Annotated in this window: 17 protein-coding genes; 14 read left to right on the forward strand and 3 right to left on the reverse strand. The window is 47.2% G+C overall.

Annotated features, from left to right (window positions below; all coding sequences use genetic code 11):
• The first annotated feature begins 159 nt into the window (after window positions 1-159).
• From HP548_RS15195 to HP548_RS15225, 9 genes are all read left to right on the forward strand, one after another.
• Window positions 160-486: an MTH1187 family thiamine-binding protein gene (locus HP548_RS15195; RefSeq protein ID WP_175382125.1), complete on the forward strand. Its 327-nt coding sequence runs from the start codon at window positions 160-162 to the stop codon at window positions 484-486.
• Window positions 487-711: 225 nt separating this feature from the next.
• A complete protein-coding gene (locus HP548_RS15200) occupies window positions 712-1,080 on the forward strand; it encodes a hypothetical protein (protein ID WP_076290592.1) in 369 nt (122 codons plus the stop codon).
• Window positions 1,081-1,105: 25 nt separating this feature from the next.
• Entirely contained in the window at window positions 1,106-2,338 is a 1,233-nt protein-coding gene (locus tag HP548_RS15205; protein WP_076290591.1) for a sialidase family protein, read from the forward strand.
• 102 nt (window positions 2,339-2,440) lie between these two features.
• Entirely contained in the window at window positions 2,441-2,545 is a 105-nt protein-coding gene (locus HP548_RS33085) for a hypothetical protein (protein ID WP_017690880.1), read from the forward strand.
• A 42-nt stretch (window positions 2,546-2,587) separates the two neighbouring features.
• On the forward strand, window positions 2,588-2,695 hold the full coding sequence (locus HP548_RS33090; protein ID WP_217504721.1) for a YjcZ family sporulation protein: 108 nt from the start codon (window positions 2,588-2,590) through the stop codon (window positions 2,693-2,695).
• 167 nt (window positions 2,696-2,862) lie between these two features.
• Window positions 2,863-3,171: a hypothetical protein gene (locus tag HP548_RS33395; protein ID WP_076290590.1), complete on the forward strand. Its 309-nt coding sequence runs from the start codon at window positions 2,863-2,865 to the stop codon at window positions 3,169-3,171.
• Window positions 3,172-3,747: 576 nt separating this feature from the next.
• A complete protein-coding gene (locus tag HP548_RS15215) occupies window positions 3,748-4,344 on the forward strand; it encodes an RNA polymerase sigma factor (RefSeq protein ID WP_175382126.1) in 597 nt (198 codons plus the stop codon).
• Window positions 4,341-5,321, forward strand: a complete 981-nt coding sequence (locus tag HP548_RS15220; RefSeq protein ID WP_175382127.1) for an anti-sigma factor — start codon at window positions 4,341-4,343, stop codon at window positions 5,319-5,321. The genes HP548_RS15215 and HP548_RS15220 overlap by 4 nt, the downstream gene beginning before the upstream one ends.
• Window positions 5,322-5,564: 243 nt before the next feature.
• The gene (locus HP548_RS15225) at window positions 5,565-7,088 is read left to right on the forward strand and encodes an HD domain-containing phosphohydrolase (RefSeq protein ID WP_175382128.1); all 1,524 of its coding nucleotides are present in this window, start codon (window positions 5,565-5,567) and stop codon (window positions 7,086-7,088) included.
• On the opposite strand, the gene HP548_RS15230 is transcribed toward HP548_RS15225, so the two are convergent.
• On the reverse strand, window positions 7,081-7,734 hold the full coding sequence (locus HP548_RS15230; protein ID WP_175382129.1) for a phosphatase PAP2 family protein: 654 nt from the start codon (window positions 7,732-7,734) through the stop codon (window positions 7,081-7,083). The genes HP548_RS15225 and HP548_RS15230 overlap by 8 nt on opposite strands.
• Before the next feature lie 232 nt (window positions 7,735-7,966).
• On the opposite strand from HP548_RS15230, the gene HP548_RS15235 reads away from it, so the two are divergent.
• The 4 genes from HP548_RS15235 (at window position 7,967) to HP548_RS15250 (ending at window position 11,971) form a co-directional block, all read left to right on the forward strand.
• Window positions 7,967-9,382: a sensor histidine kinase gene (locus tag HP548_RS15235; protein WP_076290586.1), complete on the forward strand. Its 1,416-nt coding sequence runs from the start codon at window positions 7,967-7,969 to the stop codon at window positions 9,380-9,382.
• A 208-nt stretch (window positions 9,383-9,590) separates the two neighbouring features.
• On the forward strand, window positions 9,591-10,748 hold the full coding sequence (locus HP548_RS15240) for an MFS transporter (RefSeq protein WP_217504723.1): 1,158 nt from the start codon (window positions 9,591-9,593) through the stop codon (window positions 10,746-10,748).
• 20 nt (window positions 10,749-10,768) lie between these two features.
• A complete protein-coding gene (locus HP548_RS15245) occupies window positions 10,769-11,449 on the forward strand; it encodes an oxidoreductase (protein ID WP_246318076.1) in 681 nt (226 codons plus the stop codon).
• A gap of 147 nt (window positions 11,450-11,596) precedes the next feature.
• Window positions 11,597-11,971, forward strand: a complete 375-nt coding sequence (locus HP548_RS15250) for a RidA family protein (RefSeq protein WP_076290583.1) — start codon at window positions 11,597-11,599, stop codon at window positions 11,969-11,971.
• A gap of 97 nt (window positions 11,972-12,068) precedes the next feature.
• On the opposite strand, the gene HP548_RS15255 is transcribed toward HP548_RS15250, so the two are convergent.
• Window positions 12,069-12,827 (reverse strand): tryptophan-rich sensory protein, encoded by a 759-nt coding sequence (locus HP548_RS15255; protein WP_175382131.1) that lies wholly within the window; start codon window positions 12,825-12,827, stop codon window positions 12,069-12,071.
• Between the two features lie 715 nt (window positions 12,828-13,542).
• On the opposite strand from HP548_RS15255, the gene HP548_RS15260 reads away from it, so the two are divergent.
• Window positions 13,543-14,490, forward strand: coding sequence for an arsenic resistance protein (locus HP548_RS15260; protein ID WP_246318077.1), 948 nt, complete (start codon window positions 13,543-13,545; stop codon window positions 14,488-14,490).
• Between the two features lie 164 nt (window positions 14,491-14,654).
• Here HP548_RS15260 and HP548_RS15265 read toward each other — a convergent pair whose 3' ends face one another.
• Window positions 14,655-16,286 carry a response regulator gene (locus tag HP548_RS15265; protein ID WP_175382133.1) on the reverse strand — a complete coding sequence of 544 codons (1,632 nt, stop codon included), beginning with the start codon at window positions 16,284-16,286 and terminating at the stop codon, window positions 14,655-14,657.
• Between the last annotated feature and the right edge of the window lie 5 nt (window positions 16,287-16,291).

A 16,291-nucleotide genomic window follows, 5' to 3' on the forward strand; every position in this document is an offset into this window, starting at 1 on the left:
ATTTGAAGATTTATCAAAAAAAATTTTTGTTCAAATCAGATGACGTTATCACGTCAGTTTGAATTGTGGTTCCTTCAACTGGTAGAATAAAAATAGGCAAAAATCGACTAAAAATGAGCGGCACCGGTATCTTGCGGGGCCCAAGGGAGGCCGAGCGAAATGGCAATAGCAGAAGTGACCGTAATTCCAATTGGCACCGGGACGACCAGCTTGAGCAGTTATGTGGCAGACATGCAGAAAGTATTGGAAAAACAGCGGGGCATTACATATCAGTTGACCTCCATGAGTACCATTATCGAAGGCCCGCTCAATGAAGTATTTACAGCAATTGCGGCCTTGCACGAAGCTCCGTTTCTATCCGGGGCCCAGCGTGTCTCCACTTCTGTCAAGATTGACGATCGTCGTGACAAACCCGACGCTTCCAGTGTGCAGAAGTTGCAATCTGTTCAGGAGAAACTGGTATCCCGTCAGACACGGCCCAATTAATGGAAGTCAGCAGAGAATAGAGAATAGAGAATAGAAAATAGTTTTATATATTACTGTAAGTCCTGTATCTGGGACTTGCAGTTTTTCGCATTTCATTGGCTCAACAAGGGCGGATTTTTGTAGGACATACGTGAGTTTTGCCGTGGCATTTATCTGGGGGTTACATATTTTACATTAAACTGACAACCTTTGTCGGCAGATGTATAGAGGAATGGAGGGATTACAATGCCTTACACTACAGGTCTCCTCTTTAACTCTCCTAATGGGAGTGATCGAGCTACTCAATTAATTGTCACCTGTTTGAATGATTCTCTCAATATTCCAGCCAATATCGAGCTTCAGGTCTTTCGCTGGGATACTTCCCAGACAACCCGAATCCCTATTGGTCATGATCTGTTCCAATTGACTCCCCAGGCATCTAGAACGTTGTTATATACGCTAAACACAGCAGATTATTTTGAGGTTCAGAGCGATTATTTCAGTGCAACAAGCACGGTTATTCAGGTGTTCAGTTTGGACTCCACCGGAAATATCCTGCAGCGTGTGTTGCAATCGGAGATGGTATGGGTAGACCGATTCACAAATATTCCATAACCCAAATATAACGGAGGTGAATGAAATGCCGGTTGTAAATATTACAGGAGCATTGGGTGGGAACCAGTTTGAACCGTCGATTGCAGTAAATGAATTGTTACCCAATATAATGTGTGTTGTGGCAGTCGATACAAGTACTGGGCCAACACTTACTGGATTATATCGCTCCATTGACGGAGGGCAGACCTGGTCAACGACTACCTTGCCTCAACCTGCGGGTTACGCCGGAGCTGAAGCCCCCACGATTGATTACACATTCCCCAGTACGTTTATTGTAACGGTTCATGTTTTTAATGGGGATAATGACGGGACCATTATTAGTTATACTTCAATGGATGACGGTCTCACATGGGCTCCCCCGGTGTTTGTAAACAGAGGATATGGTCTCATCGTTCACAATGATGAACCGTATATAGCGTGTGATCGAACACCTGGTAGCCCGTATCGTGGTAATGCTTATGTTGGATACACGCCGCTGGCAACAGCGGCATCATCAATCTTTTTGCAAAGGTCTCTGGATCAGGCTGCGACCTGGCAATCGCCAAGCCGGATTTCCAGTCCGAGAGGCTTCCATGATCGGGCGGCAATCGCAATTGGATTTACGGGTGAAGTCTATGCCGGGTATATAACCACGGGTCCGACGAGCCCGTATGCCTTGTTAAGGATATCTTACGACGGAGGTGCGACATTTCAGCCTCCAGTAAATAATCAGTCGACCCTAATTTCTTCGGTGGTACCTGCACCTTCTCCCTTACCTGTACCCAATTATGCGTTCCGTGTTCAAACGAATCTGAGTCTGGGTGCAGATATTTCCAACAGTATCTACAGTGGGACAGTCTATGCAGTCTGGAATGACGCCCGAAATGGATATACGGATGTACTCATGTGTCAATCGCCAGATGGTTTGCTTTGGAGCGAACCGGTAAGTATAACGGGAGCACCTGTAGGATCACAGAATTTCTTTCCTTCGATTTCCGTATCACCATTTACGGGAGTAATCCGAGTCATCTATTATTCCAACCAGATAAATGGATTTTTGCTAGATGTATATGTAGCTGAGTCCTCTAATGGGGGAGCGACATTTACGAACAGAAGACTCACAACGACATCCTTCAATCCGAATGGGAATTCACCCGTACCAACAGTGCTCATTGGTGACTACATCACAGCCTATACACAGTCACCTGATAGCTTGGCCGCCGTTTGGATGGCGACAACACAGCCAACAGGGAAACTGGATGTGTATTTCGGTTCATAGTCATACCTCAATTGTACCCTGGCCCATTTTTAACAAGAGCCCGGTCTCGCGAGTGACTTTTGCATATAGTGAACTGTACCTCAAATAAAAGGAGGGTTTTGCATGAGTGGAGTTGTAGGTGGATACGGCGGCGCATGGACATCGACTGGTGCCATTTTGGTTCTCTTCATTTTGTTGGTTATCATTTCCAAAGCATTCCTCATCTAATAGACCCTTAACACCTAAACCATTGGTAAAGGAGGAATCTCCATGAGCGAAGTACTTGGAGGCACAGGATACGGCGGCTGGACATCAACTGGTGCCATCTTGGTTCTGTTCATTCTTCTCGTTATCATCACTAAATCTTTCTGGGTATAATATGTTTGAACTCCGCCGGGTAACCGGTGGGGTTTTTTTTGGTTTGGGGACAAGCCTACAGGAATAGTGAAAACGCCTATTTTGTCAAAGTAGGGCCATAGCCCGGTCCAGAGGTAGGCAAAATACATAGCTTAGGGGTGTAGGCAAATGTTAAGGAGGAATGAACAATGAGCGAAGTAAAACCGAATTCACCGAACGGACAGGGACACGTATACGGACATATGGGAGGGTATGAGCATATGCAAGGATACCAATACACAGGTCATGAAATGCATGGGTACGGATATGGTTGTACAATGCCAACGGGGTATGGCTACGGCTACGCTCATCATCCCAATCATGCTCCAGTGCTGCACGGGTATCACCATGGTTGTGGAACTTCCTATGGACATAGCGGAGGAAGCTGGGGATCCATGGGTACGATTCTTGTACTGTTCATCCTGTTGGTCATCATCTCCAAAACGATGTTTATCTAGATCTTACAATAGCAACTGTATCAGGGAGTTGATCCATACAACTCCGATGAAAGGCGCCGAGATTGTATCGGCGCCTTTTGGCTGTCTGTCCATCTTTTTATTAAAAGTGGACATGGAAAAACACCCGGAACCCAATTCCGGGTGCTTTGTGTATGTTTTCAATCTTCTCAAGAATAAGTGACATCCAAAACAACAAAAGCCCTACCTCTCTTTTGTCCTTGCGGCTCCGATGACCGCGCCAGTGTGAATGGGAACATCTTGTGAAACTCTGTACTACCGGGTTATTGTGATTCAGGTTCTTCAATCTTCATAGGTTAATGTGCATGTTCGCTGCGGTCGCAGCATGAAGAAAATATTCCGGGGTTTAAAGAAGACAGAAAATCATATGAGGTTGTTTAAATACCAACTCTTAGAGTATACCACAGGCTGTAATTTTTTGCAATAAAAAGGAAGGTTGAAGCTTTTTTTGAAAACAATTGCGGAAACATTTCAGATTTTTTCTTCAATAAGGTAATCCTCTTCAAATGATTCTGCGTAGGTTATAATAAGAGGGATGACACGGAAAGGGGCCCTCGCATGACTGAACCAATAGAGGACAGCAGGTTAATGCGGCAGATTGCAGAGCGAGATGCTTCCGCACTGGAGCTTTTATATGACCGCTACGAGCGGGCGGTGTATTCTTTTGCTTATCGGATCGTTGGTGATCCAATGACAGCAGAAGAGACTGTCCAGGAATTATTCCTGCGGGTCTGGAACAATGCTGAACGATATGAGGCCTCACAGGGGAAGCTGACCACGTGGATGTTCGCCATTACGCGCAACATTGCAGTGGACATGCTGAGGCGAAAATCCAAAAGCGCAGCTACGACCTCAATGGAAAACGAAGCACTGGCGGCATATGCCGATGAACATACAAATACAGAAGAAGAAATAGAGCGTAAATGGGAAGGTGTCCGAATTAAAGAAGCCTTGTCCCAGTTGAATGGTGACCAACAACAGGTCATTGAATCGATCTATTATGCAGGTTTAACGCAACAGGAGGTATCCAGCAGATTCGGGATTCCGCTGGGTACGGTAAAGAGCCGTGTCAGGCTTGCGATGCGACAGCTTCAGAAGCTGCTCGCCGATGCTGAAATGCATCCGGACGCGGGAAGGGAGGGCATACATCCATGATAGAACGACATGAGGAATGGTCTGATCTGGCACCGGTGTATGTGCTGGGAGGACTCGAAGCGGAGGAAGTGGCAGCATTCGAAGCGCATTTGGCCAATTGCGAGTCTTGTCGCCTGGAGGTGAGGGAATTGCAGGAAGTAACAGGCTTCCTGCCACTCGCGGCGGAACCCGTTGCACCGCCGCCTGGCATGCGAGCACGTGTGCTGGGCAACGTGCTCGGACATGCGCAGGAGAGCGCCGGAACGAAGCCGGCGGCTGCTCCTGCGCAGCCTGAAGCACCCGCGGTGCTTCAGGGGGACCTTGCGCCGCAGCATGGAGCGGCGCAGCCCGGGCAAGGCTTGCCGCCGGAGACGGTGGTGCCTGCAGCCCGGGCAGAAGAGGCTGCACGGGCACAGCCGTGGCAGCCTCAAGGGCGCGCGCGTGCGCGCAGCAGCCGCGCCTGGCGCATAGCGAGCGCAGCCCTCGCGGCAGCGGCGCTCGTGCTCGGCATCTACGCCGGGCAGCTGCAAGGCCAGGTCGATTCGCTGAAGAAGCAAGCTGCGGGCTCATCGACGGTGCAAGAGCAGCTTGCTCAGGCGCAGGCACAGAATGCTCAGCTGCAAGAGCAGCTTGCTTCATCCCTGCAGCCTGCACAGGGAATGCAGACAGGCGAAGCCGTTAAGCTTAGTCCTGCAACACAGGACATTGTGGCCCAAGGTCTGGCTACCATCGTTATTGACAGCAAAGGCACTCACCTGGTCGTACAGGCGGAGAATTTGCCTACTTTGGAAGGGAATGAGGCGTTCCAGGTTTGGCTGATCAAGGGCGATACACCTCAGAATGCGGGGACCTTCCTAAGTCATAATGGAACGGGAGCGGTATACTATACGTTAGACTCTGCCAACGATTACGACACGGTCGCCATCACACTTGAACCGGATGCGATGGGTGATGAGCCGCGTGGTACAATGATTCTGGCTGCCAAGATTAAAGGATAAGAAATGTCTTGCCATATCAGGCTGTTTCCTACGGGGAGCAGTCTTTTTTGTATGGTTGTACGCGTACATATAAGTTAAATGAGCGATTCATAGTTCATTCCAGGATGGAGGTTTCCCATCCGTGAAATGAATTAATTTTTTCAGTCCGAGTAACCGATAACAAATAGGAGGCTGTACCCTTAATCTCCCTCTGTCATCATCAATGGGGAGAACTGGTTTGCAGCTAGAGAGTGAGGGGTTAGGGTGGAAGTATACCGTTCATTTATCTTTCGTCTGATGCGAAATTATCTTATCGGTTCATTGGGAGCTGTTTTTGTGGTAGGTACAGTCGTTATGGTGTCTACCTTACAAATACCAAACATTCAATTTGTACGACTCATTATCATTGTGTTGATTTCACTATTGTTTATGCTTGTTGCTGAACTGATGACGCTATGGGCTCAACTTGGCCCCATCCGGCAGTTTTTTGCCGCCGAGCATCATGAGAAGGCCGAATTGACAAAGATGTATGAAAGCATTCACCGATTTCCGGGAAAAACGATCTATCGCATTCTCGGTCCGCATATGCTTGGGTTTTCCTTACCTGCTGCCGGATTAACGCTATGGATGATCTCTACAGGATGGCTGGAATTCCCATATGGATACGTCGCAGTTGCAGCTGCGTGCGCCTTATTGATCGCTGTGATGCATGCCCTGATTGAATATTTTCTGACCGTTCGAACCGTTCGACCGTTGCTGCTGGAAGTTCGCCGCAGAGGCAAAGAACAGCATGGCATGGAGCCATCGCTTGGAGGACGTGTCCTGGTGTCCATTCAGCGTAAATTTCAGCTGAGTACAGCGCTAATCGGTTTATTTCCATTATTTCTGTTCTTTCTGGCTACATCGATCCGTCTTCAGTATATGGATAGTGAGTTTGCGAAAGAGTATATTCTGTGGGCAGTTCTTATCGTTGTGTTAGGCGGGGGCTTCGCCCTTGTGGGAAGCTGGCTGCTGATTCGGGATGTACGCGGACCGGTTGCGGAGCTGACTGAGGAGATGAACCGAATTCAAGAGGGAGATCTGGGCAGAAGAACGCCTGATTTGTACGCGGACGAATTTTCTGCGCTCATCTCTGGATTCAATATGATGATTAATCGGCTGGAAATGAGGCAGGAACGTAATCGGCAGTTGCTGCAAAGTTATTTTTCCACCCTGGCGGCTGCATTGGACGCACGGGACAAATACACGGCCGGTCATTCCATGCGAGTCGCGGAGTATTCCATAATGATTGGTAAGCTGAGTGGCATGAATGAAGAACAAGCCGATCTGTTATACAAGTCAGCACTGCTGCATGATATTGGAAAAATCGGCATACCTGATGAGGTGTTGTTGAAAGATGGGAAACTCACCGATGAGGAATTCGCCATCATTCGCACACATCCTGTTCTTGGGGAGAGTATTTTGTTACAGATTGAACCGATTGATGCGATGGCAGACTTCCTACCGGGTGTAAGGTCTCATCATGAAAGATATGATGGCAAAGGATATCCTGATGGCATAGCAGGCCAAGAGATTCCGCTGTTTGGTCGTATCATTGCCGTGGCTGATGCCTTTGATGCCATGACGTCTGATCGTCCATATCGGAATGGGATGAGTCATGAGAAAGCGCTATCTATTTTGGAAGAAGGAAAAGGGACCCAGTGGGATCCCTATTTTGCAAGTTTGTTTATTGATGAGTGGAGAAGGCAACAGCATCTCCAGAAAACGTCGGAGCGAGGGGTCAGCTGATCCCCTCTGTCCACTTCGATTCCTTTCTGCGACGACGGTGCAGCGAGAGCCCGGTGATAATTGTGAAAACGCATTCGCCGAGTACGACCGCACCCAGGGCGTCATAGATTACATGTTGTTTAATCATTAAGGTGGACAATATAATTAATGCTGCACCAGCAGCAACTAACACCTTAACATGTTTGCGAATACTCTGAACGGAGAGAACAGCACGCATAACCAGATAAGAATGAAGGGCATGAATACTTGGAAAACAATTATATGGACGGTCCTGGCCGTAGAGCCATCCAAGGAGAGATGCGCCGAGACCTGTACTTGTTAATTCGGGACGCGGCACCATGGTCTGAAAATTAAAATAGATCAGGTAACAGATCCAGACACAGATGTTCATGGATAACAGGACGCGATAATAAGTGAGCCGATCTTTGGCACATAAATAAGCCAAGACGCCGAAGACAAACGGATACCAACCCAGATAGGGTATGGACATGGAAGGTACATAAGGGATGATCCGGTCCAACGGGGAATTAAGAACATAGAACCCGCGCTCCGGACTATTCAAAATATCATAGAACATCCCCATGACAGCCAAGGAAAGCATCAAGCTTAACGACAGCCAGTAGGATTTGCTTTTTAATACGTGCACAACACCGTTTCTCCTTTCATCCAGGTTCGCAAGGAACTGGATCACAGCAAATAAAATCGAACAACAATATATTCTACTACGTTCAGCGCACAAATTGAATCCTGATTTGTGTATTTTTGTGCATTTTTTTGACGACGAAGGAATGTCGAAGGTTGAATGGGCATGATATGATAGAGATGTATACGGACTATAGGTTTTCTGTCAATGAATACACGACAACAGGAGTGAGTGAATGCAATTTTCAAAAATGTTCGTATTAAATATGGGGATGCTCATAACCATCGCTTACCTTGCTAGTGTGTTCTATAAATACATCGTAATACGAGCTTCATCACGAGTAAAACAGATATGTTCGTTGTTCGTACTTATTTTTGCAGGCTGGATCAGCACGGTATTTGGATTTCAGCTTAATGATGAAGTTGTCTTTGATCTTCGTTTTGTTCCTTTAATTGTTGCCGTTTTGACGTATAGACAACCCTATAGCGTTATTATCGTGGGTGTTGGGATTGGACTGACCCGGCTAACTTTTGGTATCAATGATGCTACGGTGGCTGCACTGATTAATATGTCCATTTTGGGCGTGGTGTGTGCAGGGTTGAATATATGGATGAGACGCAGTGACTATAGGTTAATTATTAAAGGTGTTATCGTCATATTGATTGTAAATGTGGTCAATAGTGTGAACATAGCTATTGTCGGCGTTATCCCGGCTACATATTTTTTCTCTCATATTATGCCGTATACCCTTCCTGTTGGTATTTTGCTTAGTCTTATTTTTGCATTTATTTTACGAGACTTCCAGAATGAACAAAATCGGATTTTGCTCATCCAGAGTACCAATCGTTTATTGTCTGTGCAAAAAGAAGAATTGCAGAAGGCTCAGATTGTGCTGGAGGATCGTGCCAAGCAGTTGATGATTGCTTCACAGTACAAATCGGAATTTCTGGCGAATATGTCGCATGAACTGCGGACACCGCTGAATAGTGTCATTAACTTTGCTCAGATGATCAGCGAGAACGGAGATACGATGGAACAGGAGGATATCGTACATTTTGCCACAATGATTGAGCATTCTGGTCAGGAGTTGCTAACGTTAATCAATGACATTCTCGATCTGTCCAAAGTGGAAGCGGGCAGACTGGATATCGTCTTGGAGGATATCAGTGTTGCACAACTCACGGAAGATGCCATGGCTCATTTCCAGTTGGTTGCCGAGAAAAAGGGAGTAGAGCTGAAGTTGGACAAGAAGCCAGGGCTACCAGAGACCCTATGGTCTGATCCCCAACGAGTCCAACAGATCTTGCGTAATCTCATGTCCAATGCCATCAAGTTTACACATCAGGGGAAGGTCACACTGACCGTAAGCACCAAGCAAATGAAGAAGTCAGGTATTCTGAGCCAATGGATTGTTTTCTCGGTGCAAGATACGGGAATTGGCATTGCTGAAGACAAACATCAATCCATTTTTGAAGCATTTCAACAGGCGGACGGGTCCATTAGCCGCAAATTTGGGGGAACAGGACTCGGCCTGTCTATCAGTCGGGATTTGGCCAGATTGCTAGACGGATCGATTGAACTTGAAAGCGCTGAGGGCAAGGGCAGTACCTTCTACCTCTATCTCCCGTTGAACCGTGAAAAAATGAGTTGACAACCATCACGCTGTGAGTAGAATTTGGGGTGACAACTAGCATCGACCGGCACTTGAAACCCGGTCTAAGGAGTGTATCCCCATACAGAAGACGGTCAACGTTAACCCTCCTCCGTTTGCAGGCAAACCACGGCGCAAGGGTTCGACACAACGCACGAATTTATCCATTGCAACATGGGAGGGTGTACCGGCAATTATTTTGCAGACGTTGCTGGGAGGCCCATTTTTAACCGGATTTCTGCTGTACCTTGGGGCCGGGTCAAGACATATTGGCTTTGTGCTCGCCATTACGACGTTTGTCAATATCGCTCAGATTGGAGCGGCTTACTGGATGCAGCGCATTCGCAGCCGCAAACGCATGCTTGTATTGTTTGTGGGGATACATCGCATCCTGTGGAGTTCGACGGGACTGATACCGTTCCTGTTCCCCAAGGAGTGGTGGGTAGGCATTTATATTGGTGTGTATACGGTTGCATTCATAGCCAATACCATTGGTGGTATGATCTGGACCTCGTTGATTGGAGATATCGTTCCTGCCAAGGTGAGAGGACGTTATTTCGGGATTCGAAATACGATTCTGAACGCACTTGGAAGCGTATGCTTATTTGCGGGAGGCATCGTTTTGGACCGTTTTCCTGGGGAGATGGGTTTCTTAATCCTGTTCATACCTGTGTGGATCTGCGCCATAGCTAATACGATTATTTATTGCTTTTACCCGGATGTACCTTTTGAACGTTCAACTGAAAAGGTTTTTTGGGGGATGTTCAAGAAGCCGTTTCAGGATCCTTCCTTTCTGAGGGCTGCACTGTTCCTCGCGGCCTGGTTACTGATCCAGACGTTGATCGTTCCGCTATTTTCCTACGTGATGCTTGACCTGCTTAACATTAATTATCAGACTATATCCATAATTACCGTGGTGCAGACACTCGTTATGATGGCCGGATTCTATATCTGGGGAAATCTGAACGCGAGATTCAGCAACAAAACCTTATTATTTTGGACATTACCGATCATCGCACTCTCCTGTCTGTCATGGGGATTGATGTCGTTTATGCCTGTTTTGATAGCGCTTTTTTTATCCCATATTTTTCTCGGTATTGGTGTGGGTGGATTCAACCAGCTTGCTTTCAACTTCACAATCGGAGATACACCAAAAAGCGAAAGACCGATGTTTGTCGCCGTGTATTCGGCTATGACCGGAGTGACCTCGTTTCTTGGACCGCTGATCGGTGGTTGGTTGTATGAGAGAATGGAAACCTGGCCGGAAGCGATGAATTGGGTTTCCGCCTATGGCTTCCAAGTGGGTGTTGGTGCAGCGATGCTGGTTCTTACGTTTACGCTTGGACGTCGTGTGCTTCTGAAATAGAGATATGTGGAGGGATGTACTTGGAAAATCACGAACGGCAAGCCCTTGTGATTGGAGCTACCGGGCTTGTGGGTGGACTACTGGTACGCAGCTTGCTCCAGAACCCGGCTTATGGCCGGATTCGTGTATTGGTCAGACGACCACTCGAATTGGAACATGCAAAGCTGGAGCAGTATGTCGTGGACTGGGAACAACATGAAGAGCAAAAAGATCTATTTCGCGATGTTGATGACCTATACTGTTGCTTGGGTACAACGATTAAAAAAGCTGGCAGTCAGGAAAACTTCCGCCAAGTGGATTTTCACTACCCCCTAAAAGCCGCCATACTTGCCAAGGAGCATGGGGTATCCCAAATGCTCGTCATTTCTTCCATGGGAGCCGATGCCGGGTCACGTATATTTTATAGTCGGACCAAGGGAGAGATGGAAGAGGCATTATCGGCTATCGGTTTCGTTTCACTGCATATATTCCGTCCGTCGTTAATCCTTGGAGATCGCAAAGAAAAACGGTTGGGTGAGCAATTGGCAGCTCATGCCATGAAGTTTCTGGATCGCTGGATGAAAGGCAGAGTGGATAAATACCGGGCAATCCAGGCTTCAACCATAGCTCGGGCCATGATGAACATTGCACTTGTTCAAACCAGAGGAAATCATGTGTATTCCAATGACGTTATTCACGTGTTGGGATTGGATGAGTCCTGAGAATTCATGGTTTGTCCCTATCGGAATGAGAGGTAAGGATAGCCGTTTCTTGCCTGGGCGGGATCGTGGTATAATAAGCTTCAAAAATGAGTTCGAGGCTTGTCTCCTCGCGGCGGCAGGACAGCGAACATGAAGGAGAACTCATCCATGAAAAAACCAATCTCTACCGATCAGGCGCCAGGCGCCATTGGTCCATACAGCCAAGCTGTTGAAGCAGGCGATTTCATCTATACTTCCGGTCAGCTTGGCCTGAACCCGCAAACAGGAGAGTTCGGAGCCGATGTACAGGAGCAGACTCGTTTGTCCCTGAGCAATGTAAAGGCCATTCTTGAAGCAGCAGGCACGAGTATGGACAAAATCGTGAAAACGACGGTTTTTCTGAAAGACATGAATGATTTTGTTCCGGTGAATGAAGTGTACAGCACGTTCTTCGAACAGCCTTATCCAGCACGCAGCGCGGTTGAAGTCGCTCGTCTGCCGAAGGATGCACTTGTGGAGATCGAGGTTATTGCCCTCAAATAGGGAAGACTGATACTTGCCAAGCAAGGAAAGTTACATAAAAAGCCGATTTCTGGTCAGATGACCGAAATCGGCTTTTTTTTATATGAACAGAGGCGGGTCAATCCCGATCCTGATTACGGGCGAAGAACAGCCATACCGCATAAATGGCTAGCACGATTGCAATGATAATTGCCGTATAATATACGGAGGTAACGTCTTTTTGTTTGAGTGCGATGGCAATGTATGCCCATGTAAAGACAAGTGGGTATACACTATCCCGGTAAGGGAAGCTTACCAGTACAGCCAGCACCAGGCCTACAATTAACATGATGATGGTCCAAGTAGGTTCACTGAGTCCAAAGCCATCCCAGCCGATTTTATATAATAAAACAGCCGCATTGATAATGGTTGCCACGCTAACCCAGCCAAGATATATGCTGAACGGCAGCTTCACGAGCCAGATTTCGGCAGTTGTGGGAAGGGTGATTGCACGCGTTTTTAGATATAACATGATCAGGGACAACAGAAGCAGAACGATGACGACTAGGGCGAGACCGATTTTGAGATTTTGAAAAGCAAAGATCCACGCTACATTAAAGGCACAGCTTGCTAAAAACCAGTAACCGAGGCGGGTAATAGAGTCCCTTTTCCAAGAAGAGGGAACGAACTGATAGATGACAAAGCCAGCGAGCAGCAGATAGATCAGTCCCCATATGGAGAAAGCATAGCCCGAAGGGGTGAGCAATACAGGGTACATATCCGATACTTCCTTGTTGGTTCTGCCCCCAATAGGCAGCGCGTTGGAAAGGTAGTTTACTACGATAACAGCGATGAATCCAATCGCGTTTAACCACTTGTACGGATTGTTACGTGACATTGTGTTTCCTCCTTGGTTTTACAAAAATGAATGAACCACGGGTCAGTCTACAATGAATATACCCAGTTCTTTCGCATTCTAATAAGAAGCCGCAAAAAATTCACAGGATCGTTGTCTGGATACCCTGCGCTTTGCCGCTCTCTTATCCGCTGTGCTACGTCTCAATGTACGCTGGTTGAAGCAGAAATATGTTAATAGCATATGAACTTCTTTCTTATTCATTTGTCTGGTAATTTTATCTATATTCGTTCACAACGTTCTGCTATACTCAAATTTAGGACAAATGTAATCGGTGGGAAGACACGGCGAAGCTGCTCCGAAAGGAGGTGGAGCCGTGTCCCTTGATTTGATCGTGAAAATTCTGGACGCTTTATTAAAGATCGTCAGTATTTGTACTGGCCTGAGGACTTTATTCAGTGTTAAGAAGACACGTAAGAACAAGAAAAACCACCGACGATAGGTTGGCCCCTTAATTCGGTGGTTTTTCATGCATTTGAAATTCGCGCCGTGGTCACCCATCGGTCTTTTGTCTGGATATCCGCAATGTTAGCGCATTGCGGATATTTTCATATTACCCAGAACTGCTATCTAATATGACAATAACATATACTTCAATTCACTACAACTCACTACATACGTACAATTATCATTTTGATATTGTGATAAAATGCTAATTCTCAGAGGGAGAGGAAGAAGGTTGTTTACGAGAGAAACGATGGAGAAGCAACAAACATGGTTATATGTCGTTGTCCTATTCGTGGGAGCAGCGATCGGGCTGGGCACTCCTGAATGGGGAGCAGCGCTGCATTATACGGTTTCACCTGTGCTTGCCATTTTGCTATATAGCATGTTTGCACAGATTCCTTTTTTACAGCTTAAAGAATCCTTATCCAACCTGCGATTTATTGGAGCTTTGCTAGTGGCTAATTTTATCGTAGTGCCTGTGGTCGTGTGGTTGTTAACACTGGCGTTTCCGCAACCTCCTGCCGTGCTCATTGGCGTTTATCTGGTACTGCTAACGCCCTGCATTGATTACGTCATTGTTTTTACACAGTTGGGTCGGGGCAATGAGAAACTGATGCTGGCTGCAACGCCAATTCTGTTTGTTATACAAATGGTTTTATTGCCAGTATATTTGTGGCTGTTCATAGGGAAGGAAGCGGTACAGGTCATGCAAGTGGGGCCTTTCGTGGAGGCTTTTCTGTTCCTGATCGTTATTCCGTTGCTGTTGGCTATTCTTACGCAAGTTGTGACCAAAGGCAAGACCGGAGGAGAACGGGTGATGAACGCAACCGCCTGGCTGCCTGTACCCATGATGGCTTTGGCCTTGATAGTGGTCGTCGCGTCGCAAATCGGGAAGGTCTACAATGATTTTGCTGTAATTGTGGATGTTCTGCCCATCTATATTATTTTTCTGATTGCTATGCCCCTCATCTCACGAATCATAGTGGCTCTATTCCGATTGGACACAGGCGCAGGCAGGGCCGTTATTTTCAGTGCAGGAACCCGAAATTCGCTTGTTGTTCTGCCATTGGCACTTGCATTGCCGCAAGAGTGGGCCACATTTGCTGCCGCAGTGATTGTAACCCAGACGATCGTTGAGCTGGCGGGAGAATTAATCTATATTCGTATTATTCCTTCCGTCGTACTACGGGATCGCTGATTCCTTTAGAAAAGAAGTCAGGGTGTATCCATTAAGATTCATCCATATATGTAAAAAGGAAAGGGGCTGTTCCCGGAGTCATGAACATGATGGGATGCCCCTTTTATCGTTTAACGAATCGAGCACGTTCTATTAGACGAATTTCCACAGATCCAGCGGCTCAATTAAGCATTTCCGTCAGATAATGTTTTACGGTATTCCCCCGGTGTGATGCCCTCCATTTTTTTGAACACTTTACTAAAATACTTCTCGTCCTGATAGCCGACCATCTCCGAGATTTTGGCAATTCGTAGGGAAGGGTTCTGTAACAGCAGCTTGGCGTTATTGATTCGCAGTTTGCCCAAATACTCGGACCAGTTCAATCCGAACTGCTGTTTGAATTTGCGAGATATATACTCGCGACTCAGATAGAACCGTGCAGCAATCTGCTGCAGAGACAGGTCCTCCTGATAATGAGCATCCATATAACGTGCAATCTCACTCATTGGATCCGGTGTTGCATGATGATGTGCAGTGAGGGCCTTTCCGGCTGCGAGCAACCGCTGTTCCAGCAGGGAGCGGAGCAAGGGCAGCGATAATAGTCCGTCACGGTCCAAAGGCAACTCGGCGAATGGAATGGATTGTTCATCTATCGCTTCATCTTCATCCTTCGGTGGGGCGCCTGCGGCATCGTCGAGCCAACGGCCAATCATCCATTCCATTTCATCCATCCATTGCTGTATCTGCTCCGCTGTTATGACATCGAGCCGGGTGATGGGATCCATCCATTCTGCAACCGCATTGGACACGCTGGAAGCGCGCCCACTCATAGATGCCAGTCGTAAGGACTCCTCAAAGGTAGATAACCGCAGCCCTTTGTTTCCGTTGGAGGACTCCATTGTATCGTGAATGCACTGTTTCGTTTGCAAGGCATTGCGTCGCCACAACCGAATACTAGCTTCCTGATAGGCTCCCGAGGTTCCGGTAGGATAAAACTCACAGCTGGAGATACCGAAATGAAGACGGCGTTGAATGGTCTGCTCCAAACCATCGTTCACTTTTTCAAGAATGTTTTGAAGTGTCGAGCACTGACCCCAGTATAGGAGAACCACTTCATCCGGCTGATCAAGCTGGCGGAATACGACACCTTCGGCAGGTGGGGATAACATCTCCGCACAAATATTTAGCACAGAGAATACGAGCAAATCAGGCTGGCTGCGATACTTTGCCAAGCATTGAGCATCGAGATGGGAAAGGCTGGTGACTGCCACACTGCAACTGTCGATCTGCTTGGGCAGATTTAATTCATCCCGCAGCCGCTGGAATTGGGTATTGTTGCTTCCGCGTCCCACGACAAGCTCTGTGAGCAGTCTGTCATGATAATGCGGACGCATCTGATTGACCACCATGGATTGTCTTGTGGACTGCACACGAACAGCATCGTCTTCTTTCCAGGCTTCGACTGCTCTAAATAAGGAAGAATTCAGTTCGTCTGCTTCGACTGGTTTGAGCAGGTAGTCCGTACCTCCATATCGAATCGCATGTCTGACCAGTTCAAAATCATCATACCCGCTGATGACCAGTACCTTGCTGTGCGGGGCATGCACAGATATCCATTCAAGCAGAGCCATACCATCCTTGCCAGGCATTCGCATATCGCTGAGTACAATTTGCGGTTGATGAGCCGTAATGGCAGCGACCGCTTCGTGACCATCTGCCGCTTCATACAAGGTATCAATTCCTGCGGCTTCCCATTGACCAAGCAGCTTAATCGCATCGCGGACGTGTTTTTCATCATCGACAATCAAGGCTTTCATGTTGT

The organism is Paenibacillus taichungensis, from assembly GCF_013359905.1.
Lineage (GTDB): Bacteria > Bacillota > Bacilli > Paenibacillales > Paenibacillaceae > Paenibacillus > Paenibacillus taichungensis.

What these genes read in the sequence shown, in the direction of transcription:
- HP548_RS33085 (WP_017690880.1), top strand. Translation starts at nt 2,441, where the DNA reads ATGAGTGGAGTTGTAGGTGGATACGGCGGCGCATGGACATCGACTGGT.
- HP548_RS15220 (WP_175382127.1), top strand. Translation starts at nt 4,341, where the DNA reads ATGATAGAACGACATGAGGAATGGTCTGATCTGGCACCGGTGTATGTG.
- HP548_RS15215 (WP_175382126.1), top strand. Translation starts at nt 3,748, where the DNA reads ATGACTGAACCAATAGAGGACAGCAGGTTAATGCGGCAGATTGCAGAG.
- HP548_RS15265 (WP_175382133.1), bottom strand. Translation starts at nt 16,286, where the DNA reads ATGAAAGCCTTGATTGTCGATGATGAAAAACACGTCCGCGATGCGATT.
- HP548_RS15260 (WP_246318077.1), top strand. Translation starts at nt 13,543, where the DNA reads ATGGAGAAGCAACAAACATGGTTATATGTCGTTGTCCTATTCGTGGGA.
- HP548_RS33395 (WP_076290590.1), top strand. Translation starts at nt 2,863, where the DNA reads ATGAGCGAAGTAAAACCGAATTCACCGAACGGACAGGGACACGTATAC.
- HP548_RS33090 (WP_217504721.1), top strand. Translation starts at nt 2,588, where the DNA reads ATGAGCGAAGTACTTGGAGGCACAGGATACGGCGGCTGGACATCAACT.
- HP548_RS15200 (WP_076290592.1), top strand. Translation starts at nt 712, where the DNA reads ATGCCTTACACTACAGGTCTCCTCTTTAACTCTCCTAATGGGAGTGAT.
- HP548_RS15250 (WP_076290583.1), top strand. Translation starts at nt 11,597, where the DNA reads ATGAAAAAACCAATCTCTACCGATCAGGCGCCAGGCGCCATTGGTCCA.
- HP548_RS15235 (WP_076290586.1), top strand. Translation starts at nt 7,967, where the DNA reads ATGCAATTTTCAAAAATGTTCGTATTAAATATGGGGATGCTCATAACC.
- HP548_RS15255 (WP_175382131.1), bottom strand. Translation starts at nt 12,827, where the DNA reads ATGTCACGTAACAATCCGTACAAGTGGTTAAACGCGATTGGATTCATC.
- HP548_RS15205 (WP_076290591.1), top strand. Translation starts at nt 1,106, where the DNA reads ATGCCGGTTGTAAATATTACAGGAGCATTGGGTGGGAACCAGTTTGAA.
- HP548_RS15195 (WP_175382125.1), top strand. Translation starts at nt 160, where the DNA reads ATGGCAATAGCAGAAGTGACCGTAATTCCAATTGGCACCGGGACGACC.